Below are 14,287 nucleotides of genomic sequence, written 5' to 3'. Positions count from 1 at the left end.
CATGAGTTCCTCCCCTGGCGCCCTTCCCGCCGGTCTGCCCGCGCCGGCGATCGAGCCCCTGACGAAGCCCTATTGGGACGGCACCCGTGCCGGCCGGCTGGTCATCCAGCGCTGCCGCGGCTGCGGCAAGCACCAGTGGGGGCCCGAATGGGTCTGCCATCGCTGCCACAGCTTCGACCTTGCCTGGGAGGAGGTGGCGCCGCGCGGCCGCATCTGGTCCTGGCAGAGGCCGCACCATCCGGTCCACCCCGCCCTCAATGGCTTCGGCCCCTATACCATCGTGCTGGTCGAGCTGCCGCAGGCGGACGGCGTGCGCATGGTCGGCAACCTGCTCTGCCCGCCCGACGCGCCGGTGACCATCGGCGCCGAGGTGGAGGCGGTGTTCGAGCCGCATGATGCGGCCGATCCGCCCTACACGCTGGTGCAGTGGCGCGTGGTGGGCTGAACGGCAGGCGGGAGGGAACGAGAATGGACTTCACCGGCAAGGCCGCCATCGTCACCGGCGGCGCCAATGGCATCGGCGCGGCGGTCGCGCGCGGCTTCGTCCAGCGCGGCGGCAGGGTCTGCATCGTCGACCGCGACGCGGATGCGGGGGAGGCGCTGGCCGCGGAACTCGGCAAATCGGCCATCTTCCGCGCCGCCGACGTGACCAGGGCCGGCGAGGTGCAGGCCTATGTGCAGGCCACGCTGGAGGCCTTCGGCACCGTCGACGCCTTCCACAACAATGCTGGCATCGAGGGCAAGGTGGCGCCCACCGCCGAGTACGAGGAGGCGGTCTACGACGCCGTCATGGGCGTGAACGTGAAGGGCGTCTTCCTCGGCCTGCGGCACGTCCTGCCGGTGATGCTCCGGCAGGGCCGCGGCGCGGTGGTGAACACCGCCTCCATCGCCGGCCTGGTCGGCACGCCGGGCATGTCGGCCTATGTCGCCAGCAAGCATGCGGTGATCGGCCTGACCAAGGTGGCGGCCGGGGAGGTCGGGCCGCAGGGCGTGCGGGTGAACGCCGTCTGCCCCGGGCCGATCGACACGCGCATGGTGCAGGACATCGCGAAGCAGGTCTCGCCCAACAATCCCGGCGGCGTGGAGGAGCGCTACGCGGCCGGCATCCCGCTGCGCCGCTACGGCCGCGCGGAGGAGGTGGCGAACCTCGTGCTGTTCCTGCTGAGCGACCTCGCCGGCAACATCACCGGGGCGCATTACGTGGTGGATGGCGGCCGCACGGCCAGCCCGGCCGGGATCTCCCAGGGCAGCGTCCAGGCATAGGCCCAGGCCGATACTGCTGGCCGATGCTGCGGGCCGATGCTGCGGGCCGATGCTGCGGGCCGATCGCTAGGCCCGCAGGCAGCTACGGGCCGGAACGGATCGTCGGTTCCGAGACTAGTACGATAAGGAACATATTTTCACGCCGAAGTGTCATCGCATAGCGGCAATGTTGGCTGCCTAATTTTCGCGTCTGCCGTTCCCTTCCCGCCGGGCGCGGCCGCAACAAGGCGGCTGGACGCGCGGCAGCGGGAAGAGACCATGGGGATCATTGTTCTGGGCAGCAGCGCGAAGGACACGCTGCTTGGCGCCTCGGCCGATGGCGACACCATCATCGGCGGCGGCGGCAACGACTACATCATCGGCGGGCCGGGGGCGGACGTCTTCGGCGTCGGGCCGGGCGATGGCCAGAAGTGGATCGATGGCTTCACCCCCGGCGTCGACAAGCTGCTCTTCGGCACGGGCATCACCGCCGCGGACTTGGTCTTCGTGCCCGGCACCGTGGTCGAGGGCGTCCCGGGCCTGGCGATCTTCTACGGCGGCGAAGCGAACGCCTTCTTCCTCGCGCGCAGCACGGCGACCGGGCTGGCAGCGGATGACATGCTCTTCGCCCCGCTGCCGCAGCGGGCAGCGCCGGCGCCCTCCGCCCACGACTTCGACGGCGACGGCAAGGCCGACATCCTCTGGCAGCATGCCGATGGACAGCCCTCGATCTGGCTGATGGACGGCGCGCAGCCGCTGGCCGCCGCATTGCCCGGGGGCAATCCCGGTCCCACCTGGCGGGTGGCCGGCACCGGCGACCTCGACGGCGACGGCAAGGCCGACATCCTCTGGCAGCATGCCGATGGCCAGGCCGCCATCTGGCGGATGGATGGGACCGAGGCGCGCGAGGCGGTGCTGGTCGGCGGCAATCCGACCGCGGCCTGGCACGCCGCCGGCATCGCCGACTTCGACGGCGACGGCAAGGCCGACATCCTCTGGCAGCATGCCGACGGACAGGCTTCCGTCTGGCTGATGGAAGGGCTGCAGCCGCGCGAGGCGGTGCTGGTCGGCGGCAATCCGACCGCGGCCTGGCGCATCGCCGGGACCGGCGACTTCGACGGCGACGGCAAGGCCGACATCCTCTGGCAGCACACCGACGGGCAGGCTTCCGTCTGGCTGATGGACGGGCTGCAGCCGCGCGAGGCGAAGCTGATCGGCCCCGACCCGGGTGCGGGCTGGCGGGTCGCGGAGGCCGCCGACTTCAACGGCGATGGGCGGGACGACATCCTGTGGCAGCGGGCGGACGGCCAGGCGGAGGTCTGGTTCCTGGACGGGACGCAGGTCATCGGGGCGAGCTTCGTCGGCGGGAATCCCACCGCCGACTGGCACCTCGTCTGACCCTCGCGCCGACCGGCAAGGGCGCTGGCAGGCGTCAGCGCCCGGCCGTCAGGCCTCGACCAGCGGCCCGCCCAGCAGCCGCGCCGCATGCGTGACGTGCCGCAGGCCATGCGTCCGGGTCGTGACCAGCACGCCGGTATGCCGGTTGTCGTGCAGCGTCACCAGGCCGAAGCCATGGCTGCGCAGCAGCAGGAAGTGGTCGGTGATCCGCACGAGGTACCAGCCCTGCTCCAGCCCGTCGCGGGCGAAGCGGATCAGGCTGCGGCGCTTCTCGGGCAGCGCCATCGGCTCATGCGGGATGCCCGCCATGCGCAGCCCGTCCAGCAGGTCGCGCCAATAGGCGGTGACGATCGGCCCCTCGGCCGGGTACCAGGGCGGCGCCACGGCACGCAGCAGCGCGCCGGCCTCGGCATAGCTGCGGCCGGTCGCGAGCGCCAGCGCCGCCGGGCCGCACCAGGGCGTCTCGCCCAGGTTCTCTTCCAGCAGCGCCAGATGCCCGCGCAGCGCCGAAGGCGAATCCGGCCGGTGCCCGGCATCGTCGCGGATGGTCTCGGCCGGAAGGCGGGACGGGATGGGCATGCGCGGATCCTGAACGGGACGACCGGCGTCCCTGGTCCTCGCAAGATCGTGTATTGTCACATTGTAGTCAATGAGTGTTTCTCAGGGAACCGCTGCGGGATCTCATCGCAGTAGCACGCCATGGCCGCGCAGGAAGTCCAGCAGTGGCAGCAACGGCAGGCCCAGGATGGCGCTGTGCTCGCCCTCGACCGCTGAGAAAAGCTGCACCCCCGGCCCCTCCAGCCGGTAGGCGCCCACCGAGGAGAGCAGCGCCTCCCCCTCGGCCGCCAGATAGGCCTCGAGGAAGTCGTCGCTGAAGTCGCGCATGGTCAGCCGCGGCCGGGCGAGGTGCTGCCAGACCCGCGCCCCGCCCCGCCAGCACACCATGGCGGAGACCAGCACATGCGCCCGGCCGCGCAGCGCCCGCAGATGCGCCCGCGCCCCGTCCAGGTCGGCCGGCTTGTCGAACCACGCTCCGTCGCAGACCAGCATCTGGTCGGCGCCGATCACCAGCGCCTCCGGATGCCGCCGGGCGATGCGCTGCGCCTTGGCCTCAGCCAGCAGGATGGCGGCGTCCTCGGCCGGGATGCCCTCGGCTTGGGCGCTCTCCTTGATCGCCGCCTCGTCCACCGCCGCCGCCATGGCCTCGAAAGCGAGCCCCGCCCCGGCCAGCACCGCCCGCCGCGCCGCGGAGGCGGTCGCCAGGATCAGCCGCGGCTCCGCCGCCTGCAGCGCCCTCATGCTCCGGCCGCCGCCGATCCCTGGCCGCGCCGCGCATGCCAGGCGTCCATCAATTGCAGCACGGTCGCTGCCGTCTCCTCGATGCTGCGGCGCGTCACGTCGATCACCGGCCAGCCGCGGGCGGTGCAGAGCCGCCTCGCCGCCAGGATCTCCGCCTTCACGCTCTCCGGGTCGATATAGTCGGTGGTGCTCTGTCGGACGCCGTCGGCGCCGATCAGCCGCAGCCGGTGGCGGCGGATCTCGATGAGCGCCGGCGCCTCGATCGTCAACCCCACCACTGGGCAGGGCGGGGCCTCGAGCTCGGGCGGCAGCGGCGCCTGCGGGACGATCGGCACGTTCGCCGCCTTGATGCCGCGATTCGCCAGGTAGAAGCAGGTCGGGGTCTTGGAGGAGCGCGAGACGCCGACGAGGCAGACATCCGCCTCGGCGATGCCGGCCGTGCCCTGGCCGTCGTCATGCGACAGCACGTAGTGCATGGCATCGATCCGCCGGAAGTAGTCGGCATCCATCACGTGCTGCGCCGCCCGCTTCTCCTTCGCCGCGGCGCCGATCTGGCCCTGCAGCATGTCCATCACCTGGTCGAGCACCGAGAGGCAGGGGACGCCCAGCCTCTCGCAGACCTCTTCCAGCGCATGCCGCAGGCTGCGGTCGACCAGCGTGAAGAGCACCGGCCCCGGCTCGTGCTGCACTCCCTCCAGCACCCGGTCGAGCTGCAGGCGGGAGCGGACGAGGCTCCAGCGGTGGTGGACGACATGGTGGTCCTCGAACCGGGCGAGGGTGGCGCGGGCGATCGAGTTCAGCGTCTCGCCCGTGCTGTCGGAGACCAGGTGGAGGTTGATGGCGCGCATCGACATGGCCGGGAGAATAGCGTGGGTCGCGGGGGATATCGGGGAAAACCGGCGGGCGCCAGCGCCGGGCGGGGGACGGAGTCGATGAGTCCTGTCCGGACCGACCGGCGGGAGGATCGGGAGGGGGGTCGCCGGCCGACTCCGCGCGACTCCCTTTTATCCCCGGGATTCAACGGAGTCGCGGGCCGGGGCTGCTGTGGACGGGGTTGTGGATGGTTCGCGAAACAATTGTCTCCACATTGTCCACAGGCCCCAATTGCCCAACTACCTTTCAAGACTCCTGTTTTCTTGCGAGAGAGTGCGGCCATGGAGAGCGAACGCCAGGCGCCGGCAGCGGCGACCAAGACACATGCCACCGTGGCCAAGCCGATGCTGCGCGTCCTGGCCGGCGAGGCGGTCTGGCCGCCGCCGATGTGGCTGATGCGCCAGGCCGGCCGCTACCTGCCGGAATACCGGGAGGTGCGGGCCCAGGCGGGCGACTTCATCGCCCTGTGCACAAGTCCGGAGCTCGCGGCCGAGGTGACGCTGCAGCCCATCCGCCGCTACGGCATGGACGGCGCCATCCTCTTCTCCGACATCCTGATGGTGCCCTGGGCCATGGGGCAGCCGCTCCGCTTCGCCGAGGGCGAGGGGCCGCAGCTCGAGCCCGTACGGGACGCGGCCGCGATCGGGGCGCTCGACCCCTCGGCGGTGGTGGCGAATGCCGCACCGATCTTCGAAACGGTGCGGCTGGTCCGCGGGGCGCTCGATGCCCATGCCCAGAAGACCACCCTGATCGGCTTCGCCGGCAGCCCCTTCACCGTCGCCTGCTACATGGTGGAGGGGCATGGCAGCCGGGACTTCGCCACGGCCCGCGGCATGGCCTATGCCGAACCGGGACTGTTCGGCACCCTCATCCGCACCCTGGTCCAGGCCACCACCGACTACCTGCTGGCCCAGGCCGCGGCGGGGGCCGAGGCGCTGATGCTCTTCGACTCCTGGGCCGGGATGCTGTCGCCCTCCCAGTTCCGCCGCTGGGTGATCGAGCCGACGGGCCAGATCCTGCGGAACATCCGCAAGGTGAATGCGGGCATCCCCGTCATCGGCTTCCCGCGCCTCGCCGGCCCCATGCTGGCCGAATATGCCCAGCGGACCGGGGTGCAGTGCCTCGGCGTCGATACCAGCATGGACCTGCGCTGGGCGGCCTCGGCCGTCGCGCCGACCCAGGCGCTGCAGGGCAACCTCGATCCGCTGGCGCTGGTCGCCGGCGGGATGGCGCTGGAGGCGGAGGCGCGCAGCATCCTCGGCACCATGCGCGGCCGGCCCTTCGTCTTCAACCTCGGCCATGGGATCGAGAAGGTGACGCCGCCCGAGCATGTCTCGGCGCTGGTGCGGCTGGTGCGGACGGGGTGACGCGCGGCCGGCATTCGCGGCCGCGGCCTTGACCTGGGTGGCCGGCATGTCATCTGAACAGCCCATGGACCAGACCGCGCCCGCCGGCCCGCCTTCCGAGATCCTGGACCGAGCCGGCGCGACCCGCCCGCGCGTGGCCATCGTGCTCTTCAACCTGGGCGGCCCGGACCGGATGGAGAGCGTCCGGCCCTTCCTCGAGAACCTCTTCCTCGACCCCGCCATCCTGCGGGTGCCGGGCTTCGTCCGCCCCTGGCTGGGGCGCTTCATCGCCCGGCGGCGCACCAGGGCGGCCTCCGAGAACTACGCGATCCTCGGCGGCAAGTCCCCGTTGCTGGAGCTGACCGAGGAACAGGCGCGGGCGCTGGAGGCGGCGCTGGCCGGCGAGGCGGCGGAGTACCGCTGCTTCATCGCCATGCGCTACTGGCACCCGATGAGCGAGGAATGCGCCCGCGCCGTCGCCGCCTGGGGGGCGGAGGAGGTGCTGCTGCTGCCGCTCTACCCGCAATACTCGACCACGACGACGGGCAGCAGCCTGGCCGCCTGGGCGGCGGCAGCACGGCAGGCGGGGCTTGCGGTGCCGACCACCACGCTCTGCTGCTGGCATTCCGACCCGGCCTTCGCCGCGGCGACCGCGGCCATGGTCCGCCGCGCCCATGACGAGGCCCGGGCGACGCTGCCGGCCGCGGTGCCGCTGCGGATCCTCTTCTCCGCCCACGGCCTGCCGGAGAGCATCGTCAAGGCCGGCGACCCCTACCAGTGGCAGGTGGAGCGGAGCGTCGCCGCGGTGGTCGAGCGCCTCGGCATCGAGGGGCTGGATCATGTGGTCTGCTACCAGTCCCGCGTCACCCCACAGAAATGGATCGGCCCCAGCACCGAGGAGGAGCTCGAGCGCGCCGCGCACGACAAGGCGGCGGTGCTGGTCTGCCCGATCGCCTTCGTCTCGGAGCATTCCGAGACCCTGGTCGAGTTGGACGTGGAGTACCGGGAGGAGGCCGAGCGTCTCGGCGTGCCCGGCTACTTCCGCGTGCCGGCGCAGAACAGCGACCCGGATTTCATCCGGGCGCTGCGCGGCCTGGTCCTGGCGGCCCAGGGCGGCGGGCGGGCGCTCTGCAGCTTCGCCGGCGGGCGGCAATGCCCGAAATCCTTCGGCGACTGTCCGCATGCCCGGGCGAAGGCGCGCGTGCAGGAGATGGCCTGAGGGCCGGATGGCCCGCGGCCCTGACTCGGCCGGCCCGACCTGCTGGGCGTCCGCGCGGCCGGTTGCCTCGGGCGGCGATTCCGGGCATGCGGCCGGCAATGAGGCCGGGACCCTGCCGATGAGCGCCAAGCGCCGCCCGCGTGCGGTACTGTTCGACTGCGACGGCGTGCTGGCCGACAGCGAGGGGGTGGTGAACCGCATCGTCGCGGAGGACCTGACGGCGCGCGGCTGGCGGCTCTCGGCCGAGGAGGCGCGGGAGACCTTCCTCGGCCTCGCCGCGCCCGACATGCTGCCGATGATCGAGGCGCGGGTCGGCCCGCTGCCGCCGCGCTGGATGCACGACCTGTCGCGCGAGATCGCCCGGGCCATGCTGGCCGGGCTCGAACCGGTGCCGGGCGCGCCGGCGGCGCTGCGTGCGGTGGTGGCCGCCGGCCTGCCGGTCGCGGTCGCCTCCAACTCCGCCCGGGCGGAGCTCGTGGCGAAGCTGGAGCGGCTGGGCTTCGCCGGCATCTTCGGCGAGCGGGTCCTCTGCTACGAGGACGTGGCCGCGCCGAAGCCCGCGCCCGACATGTACCGCGCCGCGGCGGCGGCCTGCGGCGCCCCGCCCGAGGCCTGCGTGGTGGTGGAGGACAGCCTGATCGGCTGCCGCGCCGGCATCGCCGCGGGCTGCCGGGTGCTGGGCCTGACGCGGGAGACGGACGCCTCCGTGCTCGCCTCCGTCGGGGCGGAGCCCTTCGCCCGGATGGAGGACCTGCCCCGGCTGCTCGGGCTGCCCGAGGTGGTGGCGTGAGCCTGGATTTCCTCGCCCCTGCCTACCCCTGGGTGAAGGCCTGCCACCTGATGGCGGTGATCGCCTGGATGGCCGGGCTGTTCTACCTGCCGCGGCTCTTCGTTTATCACAGCCAGGTCGCGGTGGGCGGCGAGCAGGATGCGCTGTTCCAGGTGATGGAGCGGCGGCTGATCCGCGCCATCATGAACCCGGCCATGATCGCGGTCTGGCTGCTGGGCATCACCCTGGTGCTGACCCCGGGGGTGGTGAGCTGGACGGCCGGCTGGTGGCACGTGAAGCTCGCCTCGGTCATCGGCATGACCTGGTTCCACCACCATCTCAGCCTCGGGCGGAAGGCCATGGAGCGGGGGGAGCGGCCGCGGACCGAGCGTTACTGGCGGGCGATGAACGAGGTGCCGACCCTGCTGATGGTCGTGATCGTTCTCATGGTGATCGTGAAGCCCTTTTGAACGGCGGATCTTGATTCCAGCCCGGCTTCGGGCCATCTGCTGGTTGACGGGTGGCGGCTTGATCCCTAGAGTTGTGCTGCTCCTCGCGGAGTGGTTGAGGCGTTTCGCGCCGGGCCGCTCCTCATCCCTCCTCTCCTCGGGACTTCGCCGGCCATTGGCCCCAATCCGTTCGCGGGTTGCGTTCCTGGTCCGGGCGAGCCGGCCGGGGCATCGGCGCGGGTCCTCCGCGTCACTGCCGGCCTACTGGGAAGGGTTCCGCTTCCCCGCATTCGGACGCACCGCGCCATGCATCTTTCAGAACTCAAGGCCAAGAGCCCCGCCGACCTCCTCTCCTTCGCCGAGGAACTGCAGGTCGAGAACGCATCTTCCCTGCGCAAGCAGGACATGATGTTCGCGATCCTCAAGCAGCTCGCGGACAACGACCAGGCGATCTACGGCGAGGGGACGCTCGAGATCCTGCCGGACGGCTTCGGCTTCCTCCGCAGCCCGCAGGCGAACTTCCTCCCCGGTCCCGACGACATCTACATCTCCCCCGCCCAGGTGCGGCGCTTCGGCCTGCGCACCGGCGACACGGTGGAAGGCCAGATCCGCGCCCCGAAGGATGGCGAGCGTTACTTCGCGTTGCTGAAGGTCAACGCCATCAACTTCGAGCCGCCCGAGGCGCTGCGGCACCGGATCAACTTCGACAACCTCACCCCGCTCTACCCGACGCGGCGGCTGAAGATGGAGAACCCGGACCTCGAATCCGTGGCGAAGGGTCCGACCAAGGACTACACCCACCGCGTCATCGACCTGATCGCGCCGATCGGCATGGGCCAGCGCGCCCTGATCGTGGCGCCGCCGCGCACCGGCAAGACGGTGATGCTGCAGAACATCGCCAAGTCCATCACGGCGAACCACCCCGACGTCTTCCTGATGGTGCTGCTGATCGACGAGCGGCCGGAGGAGGTCACCGACATGGCCCGCACCGTGCGCGGCGAGGTCGTGGCCTCCACCTTCGACGAGCCGGCGACGCGCCACGTGCAGGTGACGGAGATGGTGCTGGAGAAGGCGAAGCGCCTGGTCGAGCACAAGCGGGACGTGGTCATCCTGCTGGATTCCATCACCCGCCTCGGCCGCGCCTACAACTCGGTCGTCCCTTCCTCGGGCAAGGTGCTGACCGGCGGCGTCGATGCCAATGCGCTGCAGCGGCCGAAGCGCTTCTTCGGCGCGGCGCGCAACATCGAGGAAGGCGGCTCGCTGACCATCATCGCCACGGCGCTGATCGATACCGGCAGCCGCATGGACGAGGTGATCTTCGAGGAGTTCAAGGGCACCGGCAACTCCGAACTCATCCTCGACCGCAAGCTCTCGGACAAGCGGACCTTCCCGGCGATCGACATCACCAAGTCGGGCACCCGCAAGGAAGAGCTGCTGGTCGACCGCGCGACCCTCGCCAAGATGTGGGTGCTGCGACGCATCCTGAACCCGATGGGGACGCAGGACGCGATGGAGTTCCTGCTGGACAAGCTGAAGTACAGCAAGACCAACCAGGACTTCTTCGATGCCATGAACACCTGACGGTGTTCCTGGCATCGTCTGCCGTCCCGCGCGCCTATGGCGCGACGCCATGAACACCTGACGGTGCTCCCGGCATCGTCCTCCGTCCCACGCGCCCGCGGCGCACTCCGTCTCGCGCGCCTGTGGCGCGTGCCGTGAACACCTGATCGCCCGCGGGCGGGGCGCAGCGCCCCGTCCCTTGCCGTGGCGGCGACCACAGGCGATGATCCCGCCCAGGAAACGCCGCACGGAAAGCATGCCGCCGCAGACCCTCGATGCCGCCATGCGGCGCAACCTGTTCCTCCTCGCCTGCTGCCAGGCGATCGGGCAGGCCGGCAACACCATGATGTTCGCAGCCACCGCCCTCTCGGTCGTCACCTTCTTCCCGGACCGCGACCTCGCCACCCTGCCGGTGACGATGCAGCATCTCGGCGTCATGCTCTCGGTCTTCCCGGCCGGGCTGCTGATGCAGCGGATGGGGCGGCGCTTCGGATTCCGCACCGGCTCGGTCTTCGGCATGGCGGGCGCCACGACCGTCGGCCTCGGCCTCTGGACCGGTATCTTCGCGCTGATGTGCCTCGGCGGCCTCATCCTCGGCTATGCCGTCGCCAGCCTGCAGATGTACCGCTTCGCGGCGGTCGAGCTCGTCCCCGCCGCCTACCGCGCCAGGGCCATCTCCTGGGTCACCGCCGGCGGCGTGGTCGCCGGCATCCTCGGGCCGAGCCTCGTCCGCCTGACGCATGACCAGTGGGTGCCGCTCTACCTCGCCACCTATGCGGCGATGGTCGGCATCCACATCACCGTCTTCACCATCATGTCCTTCATCCGCTTCCCGCCGATGCAGGGCCCGGGCTCGGTCACCGCGGGCGGGGGGGAGGCCGCGCTGCCGCCGCGGCCGCTCGCCGAGATCGCCTCGCAGCCGCGCTTCGTCGTCGCCGCCGTCTCGGCCATGGTCGCCTTCGGGCTGATGTCCTTCCTGATGAGCGCCTCGCCGCTCGCCATCGTCGCCTGCGGCCTGCCGCATACGGAGGCGCACTGGGTCATCTTCCTGCACGTCATGGGGATGTTCGTGCCGGCCTTCTTCACCGGCAGCCTCATCTCCCGCTTCGGCACGCTGAACGTCATGATGGCCGGCATCGCCATCCTGCTCGGCGGCATCGCGGCCGGCGTGGCGGGCATGACGGAGTGGCATTTCCGCATCGCCCTGATGATGAACGGCGTCGGCTGGAATTTCCTCTTTGTCGGCGCGACCACCTTGGTCACCACCTGCTACCGGCCGAGCGAGCGGGGCAAGACCCAGGCGCTGAACGACTTCCTGGTCTTCGGCACCACGGCCAGCGCCAGCTTCCTCGCCGGCTTCCTGCAGGAGAGGCTGGGCTGGCTGCCGCTCAACTGGTATTCCCTGGGGCTGCTGGCGGTCGCGGTGCTGGCGGTGGGGTGGCTGCGGATGCACCGGCAGCACCAGCCCGCGCCGGCCTGATCGCCCGTCGCGGGCGGGCCTGCGGCGGCGTCCGGCGGGTCTGTCCCGCCGGTCCGCCAAGGCCTCGGACGGGACGGGCGCCGGGGGACGCGGCCGCATCAGCGGGAGCCTGCCTGCCGTGTCCGACGCCCCGACCACCACTCCCTATGACCGCATCGGCGGGGAGGAGGGCGTGCGCCGCCTCGTCCGCCGCTTCTATGCGCTGATGGACGAACTGCCGGAGGCCGCGGCCTGCCGCGCCATCCATCCGCCGAGCCTCGCCGGGTCCGAGCAGAAGCTGTTCGAGTACCTGACGGGCTGGCTCGGCGGCCCGCCGCTCTTCACCGACAGGCACGGCCCGCCCATGCTCCGCCGGCGCCACCTGCACGCGCCGATCGCGGGGCCGGAGATCGCGGGCTGGCTGCTCTGCTTCCGCCGGGCCTGGGCGGAGACGGTGGAGGACGCGGCCCTGACGGCGGCGGTGCTGCCGCAGGTCGAGGGCCTGGCGCAGCACATGCGCAACCGCGAGGATGGCTGGACCCCGCCGGACCAATAGGCCGCCGGCGCCGCCCTTGCCGCTTGCAGGACGGCACCCCGGCTGGTTATCCACAGGCCATGCGCCCTTCGGATGCCCTGCGCGACCGGCTGGAGGCGGTGCGGGCCATCATCGCCCGCTCGCCCTTCGGCAATCCGCGCGTCTTCGGCTCTGTCGCCCGCGGGGAGGATGACGAGGCGAGCGATCTCGACCTGCTGGTGGATGGCACGGATGGGGCGTCGCTGTTCGACCTCGCCCGGCTGCAGATCGACCTGGAAGCCCTGCTCGGGGTGCGCGTCGATGTCCTGACCGCGGACAGCATCGGTCCCCGCATCGCCGGCGACGTCTTCCGGGACCTGCGGCCGCTCTGACGATGCGCGACCGGGAGAAGCGGATCCGCAGGGCCCTATGGGACATCGTCGACTGGGGCGAACGGCTGATGGACCATGTCGAGGGGCGAACGGAGGAGGAGTTCCGCGCCAACCGCCTGCTGCAGGACGCCGCCTGCCGCTGCATCGAGGTGATCGGCGAGGCTTCGCGGCGCCTGATGGAACTCGACCCGACCCTGCCGGCCCGGCATCCGGAACTCGCCTTGCGGGAGGCCTATGCCGCCCGCAACCGCATCGTCCATGGCTATGACGGGATCGACTACGGCATCGTCCTCGCCGCGGCCCGGCACTCGGTGCCGCGCATGGTGGCGGCCGCCCGCGCCGTGATCCCGCCCGATCCCGCATGATAGAAAGACCGCATGGATCCCCAGACCAACGACCTCGCCACCACCCTCCGCGCCGCCGTCTTCGCCGCCCGCGTCCACGCCACCCATCGCCGCAAGGGCGCCGCGCAGGAGCCCTATGTGAACCATGTGCTCGAGGTGGCGGAGATCCTCGCCGCGCATGCCGCCCCGCCCGCGGCCGTCATCGCCGCCCTGCTGCACGACACGGTGGAGGACAGCGACCAGGACCCCGAGCCCTGCACCCTGCAGCATATCGAGGCCGCCTTCGGCCCCGAGGTCGCCGGCATCGTCGCCGAGGTCTCGGACGACAAGTCCCTCCCGAAGGAGGTCCGCAAGGGCCTGCAGGTGCGGCACGCGCCGACCAGGTCCGACGCCGCCAAGCAGCTCAAGCTCGCCGACAAGATCTCCAACCTGCGCGCCATCGCGGCCAGCCCGCCCAAGGGCTGGGACCATGCGCGGCGGCTGGAATATGTCGGCTGGGCCGGGCGTGTCGCCGCCGGGCTGAGGGGCGCGAACCCGGCGCTCGATGCGCTGTTCGAGCAGACCTACCGCGAGGCCGTGCAGCGCCTGGCCGCCGAGGGCTGAACCGTCGCCGTGCCGGACAGCCTGCCGGCAGCCGAGGTTGCTGCCTGACAATGTGCTTCCGAAGATCTACACGGATTGCGACGGCTATGTGGCGAGCCGGCGGAGTGTGATGCGTGCCATGGCGGCGTAAAGCAGCATCTCGCTGGTTTGGACAAGGTGCCCGAAGTCTCGGCTCATGCGGCGGTTACGTCCGAACCAGTCGAAGGTTCGCTCGACAACCCATCGCCGCTTGAGCACGTGAAAGCCGTGCGGGGTCAGGGAGCAAAGCTCCCTGACGGGTGGTGGCTGATCCGGACTGCCCCAGATGCCACGCAGACCCGTCCACCAATGCTTGCTGATCGTCAGCCGCCAGCCCGAGGCTTCCTGAAGCCACGCCTTCAGGCCCTGGTAGGCGCTGTCGGCCGAGATCAGGGCGATCAACGGGAACTCGGCGTTGAGGCCGGCGAGCAACAACGGGGCGCCGCTGCGGTCGTGGATGTCGGCGGCGTGCATACGGGCTTTGAGCAAGTTGCCTTCGGTGTCGACCAGGATATGGCGCTTGCGGCCGGAGACCTTCTTGCCGCCATCATAGCCGCGTGGGCCGCCGGCCTCGGTGGTACGGAAAGAAGGTGCCGGGTGCCCACCCTGGAGCGGCCTTGGCCGGACGCGGGAGGGCCGGCCCTGGTGCTACGCGGCCGACGACCGCGCCTCGCTCGGACGGGGCCCGCCGGCGGTGGCCTATGTCTAGGCAAGGGCGATGGCTGGTCCAGCAACTACGGCAGCAGGGTGGCGCCACGCTGGACCCACGTCGCGGACGGGTGACGGGATTCCAGACCACCTG

17 protein-coding genes and 1 pseudogene are annotated in these 14,287 nt (G+C 71.1%); 13 read left to right on the top strand and 5 right to left on the bottom strand.

Annotated features, from left to right (window positions below):
- The first annotated feature begins 1 nt into the window (after position 1).
- The 3 genes from Q7A36_RS27420 to Q7A36_RS27410 all read left to right on the top strand — a co-directional run bounded on the left by Q7A36_RS27420 (position 2) and on the right by Q7A36_RS27410 (position 2,640).
- Positions 2-445 (top strand): Zn-ribbon domain-containing OB-fold protein, encoded by a 444-nt coding sequence (locus tag Q7A36_RS27420; RefSeq protein WP_305106959.1) that lies wholly within the window; start codon positions 2-4, stop codon positions 443-445.
- Positions 446-468: 23 nt separating this feature from the next.
- Positions 469-1,263 carry an SDR family NAD(P)-dependent oxidoreductase gene (locus Q7A36_RS27415; protein WP_305106958.1) on the top strand — a complete coding sequence of 265 codons (795 nt, stop codon included), beginning with the start codon at positions 469-471 and terminating at the stop codon, positions 1,261-1,263.
- 258 nt (positions 1,264-1,521) lie between these two features.
- On the top strand, positions 1,522-2,640 hold the full coding sequence (locus Q7A36_RS27410; protein ID WP_305106957.1) for an FG-GAP repeat domain-containing protein: 1,119 nt from the start codon (positions 1,522-1,524) through the stop codon (positions 2,638-2,640).
- Between the two features lie 48 nt (positions 2,641-2,688).
- On the opposite strand, the gene Q7A36_RS27405 is transcribed toward Q7A36_RS27410, so the two are convergent.
- The 3 genes from Q7A36_RS27405 to Q7A36_RS27395 all read right to left on the bottom strand — a co-directional run bounded on the left by Q7A36_RS27405 (position 2,689) and on the right by Q7A36_RS27395 (position 4,793).
- Entirely contained in the window at positions 2,689-3,219 is a 531-nt protein-coding gene (locus tag Q7A36_RS27405) for a hypothetical protein (RefSeq protein ID WP_305106956.1), read from the bottom strand.
- Between the two features lie 102 nt (positions 3,220-3,321).
- Positions 3,322-3,939: a Maf family protein gene (locus Q7A36_RS27400; protein ID WP_305106955.1), complete on the bottom strand. Its 618-nt coding sequence runs from the start codon at positions 3,937-3,939 to the stop codon at positions 3,322-3,324.
- A complete protein-coding gene (locus Q7A36_RS27395) occupies positions 3,936-4,793 on the bottom strand; it encodes a pyruvate, water dikinase regulatory protein (protein WP_305106954.1) in 858 nt (285 codons plus the stop codon). Before Q7A36_RS27395 ends, Q7A36_RS27400 begins: the two co-directional genes overlap by 4 nt.
- Before the next feature lie 300 nt (positions 4,794-5,093).
- Here Q7A36_RS27395 and hemE point away from each other — a divergent pair, with 300 nt between their 5' ends.
- The 10 genes from hemE (at position 5,094) to Q7A36_RS27345 (ending at position 13,467) form a co-directional block, all read left to right on the top strand.
- Complete coding sequence (gene hemE / locus Q7A36_RS27390; protein WP_305106953.1) at positions 5,094-6,179, top strand: uroporphyrinogen decarboxylase; 1,086 nt, start codon at positions 5,094-5,096, stop codon at positions 6,177-6,179.
- A 64-nt stretch (positions 6,180-6,243) separates the two neighbouring features.
- Positions 6,244-7,377 (top strand): ferrochelatase, encoded by a 1,134-nt coding sequence (gene hemH, locus Q7A36_RS27385; RefSeq protein ID WP_305106952.1) that lies wholly within the window; start codon positions 6,244-6,246, stop codon positions 7,375-7,377.
- Positions 7,378-7,495: 118 nt separating this feature from the next.
- Positions 7,496-8,167, top strand: coding sequence for an HAD family hydrolase (locus Q7A36_RS27380; protein ID WP_305106951.1), 672 nt, complete (start codon positions 7,496-7,498; stop codon positions 8,165-8,167).
- Positions 8,164-8,616, top strand: a complete 453-nt coding sequence (hemJ, locus tag Q7A36_RS27375; protein ID WP_305106950.1) for a protoporphyrinogen oxidase HemJ — start codon at positions 8,164-8,166, stop codon at positions 8,614-8,616. The genes Q7A36_RS27380 and hemJ overlap by 4 nt, the downstream gene beginning before the upstream one ends.
- Positions 8,617-8,901: 285 nt before the next feature.
- Entirely contained in the window at positions 8,902-10,176 is a 1,275-nt protein-coding gene (rho, locus tag Q7A36_RS27370) for a transcription termination factor Rho (RefSeq protein WP_305106949.1), read from the top strand.
- Positions 10,177-10,411: 235 nt separating this feature from the next.
- The gene (locus Q7A36_RS27365; RefSeq protein WP_305106948.1) at positions 10,412-11,635 is read left to right on the top strand and encodes an MFS transporter; all 1,224 of its coding nucleotides are present in this window, start codon (positions 10,412-10,414) and stop codon (positions 11,633-11,635) included.
- Between the two features lie 118 nt (positions 11,636-11,753).
- Positions 11,754-12,170 (top strand): group II truncated hemoglobin, encoded by a 417-nt coding sequence (locus Q7A36_RS27360; protein WP_305106947.1) that lies wholly within the window; start codon positions 11,754-11,756, stop codon positions 12,168-12,170.
- Between the two features lie 59 nt (positions 12,171-12,229).
- Positions 12,230-12,520 carry a nucleotidyltransferase family protein gene (locus Q7A36_RS27355; protein ID WP_305106946.1) on the top strand — a complete coding sequence of 97 codons (291 nt, stop codon included), beginning with the start codon at positions 12,230-12,232 and terminating at the stop codon, positions 12,518-12,520.
- Between the two features lie 2 nt (positions 12,521-12,522).
- A complete protein-coding gene (locus Q7A36_RS27350) occupies positions 12,523-12,885 on the top strand; it encodes a HepT-like ribonuclease domain-containing protein (RefSeq protein WP_305106945.1) in 363 nt (120 codons plus the stop codon).
- A gap of 12 nt (positions 12,886-12,897) precedes the next feature.
- Positions 12,898-13,467 (top strand): HD domain-containing protein, encoded by a 570-nt coding sequence (locus Q7A36_RS27345; protein WP_305106944.1) that lies wholly within the window; start codon positions 12,898-12,900, stop codon positions 13,465-13,467.
- 84 nt (positions 13,468-13,551) lie between these two features.
- Here Q7A36_RS27345 and Q7A36_RS27340 read toward each other — a convergent pair whose 3' ends face one another.
- Together Q7A36_RS27340 and Q7A36_RS27335 are read right to left on the bottom strand one after the other, a co-directional pair.
- Positions 13,552-13,704 (bottom strand): transposase, encoded by a 153-nt coding sequence (locus tag Q7A36_RS27340; protein WP_305106997.1) that lies wholly within the window; start codon positions 13,702-13,704, stop codon positions 13,552-13,554.
- A 132-nt stretch (positions 13,705-13,836) separates the two neighbouring features.
- Positions 13,837-14,058 (bottom strand): annotated as a pseudogene (locus Q7A36_RS27335) (transposase); the annotation flags it as partial.
- Positions 14,059-14,287 lie beyond the last annotated feature (229 nt).

Source organism: Paracraurococcus lichenis, assembly GCF_030657435.1.
Taxonomy (GTDB): Bacteria; Pseudomonadota; Alphaproteobacteria; order Acetobacterales; family Acetobacteraceae; genus Paracraurococcus; species Paracraurococcus lichenis.
This window is presented reverse-complemented; position numbering and strand designations above follow the sequence as displayed.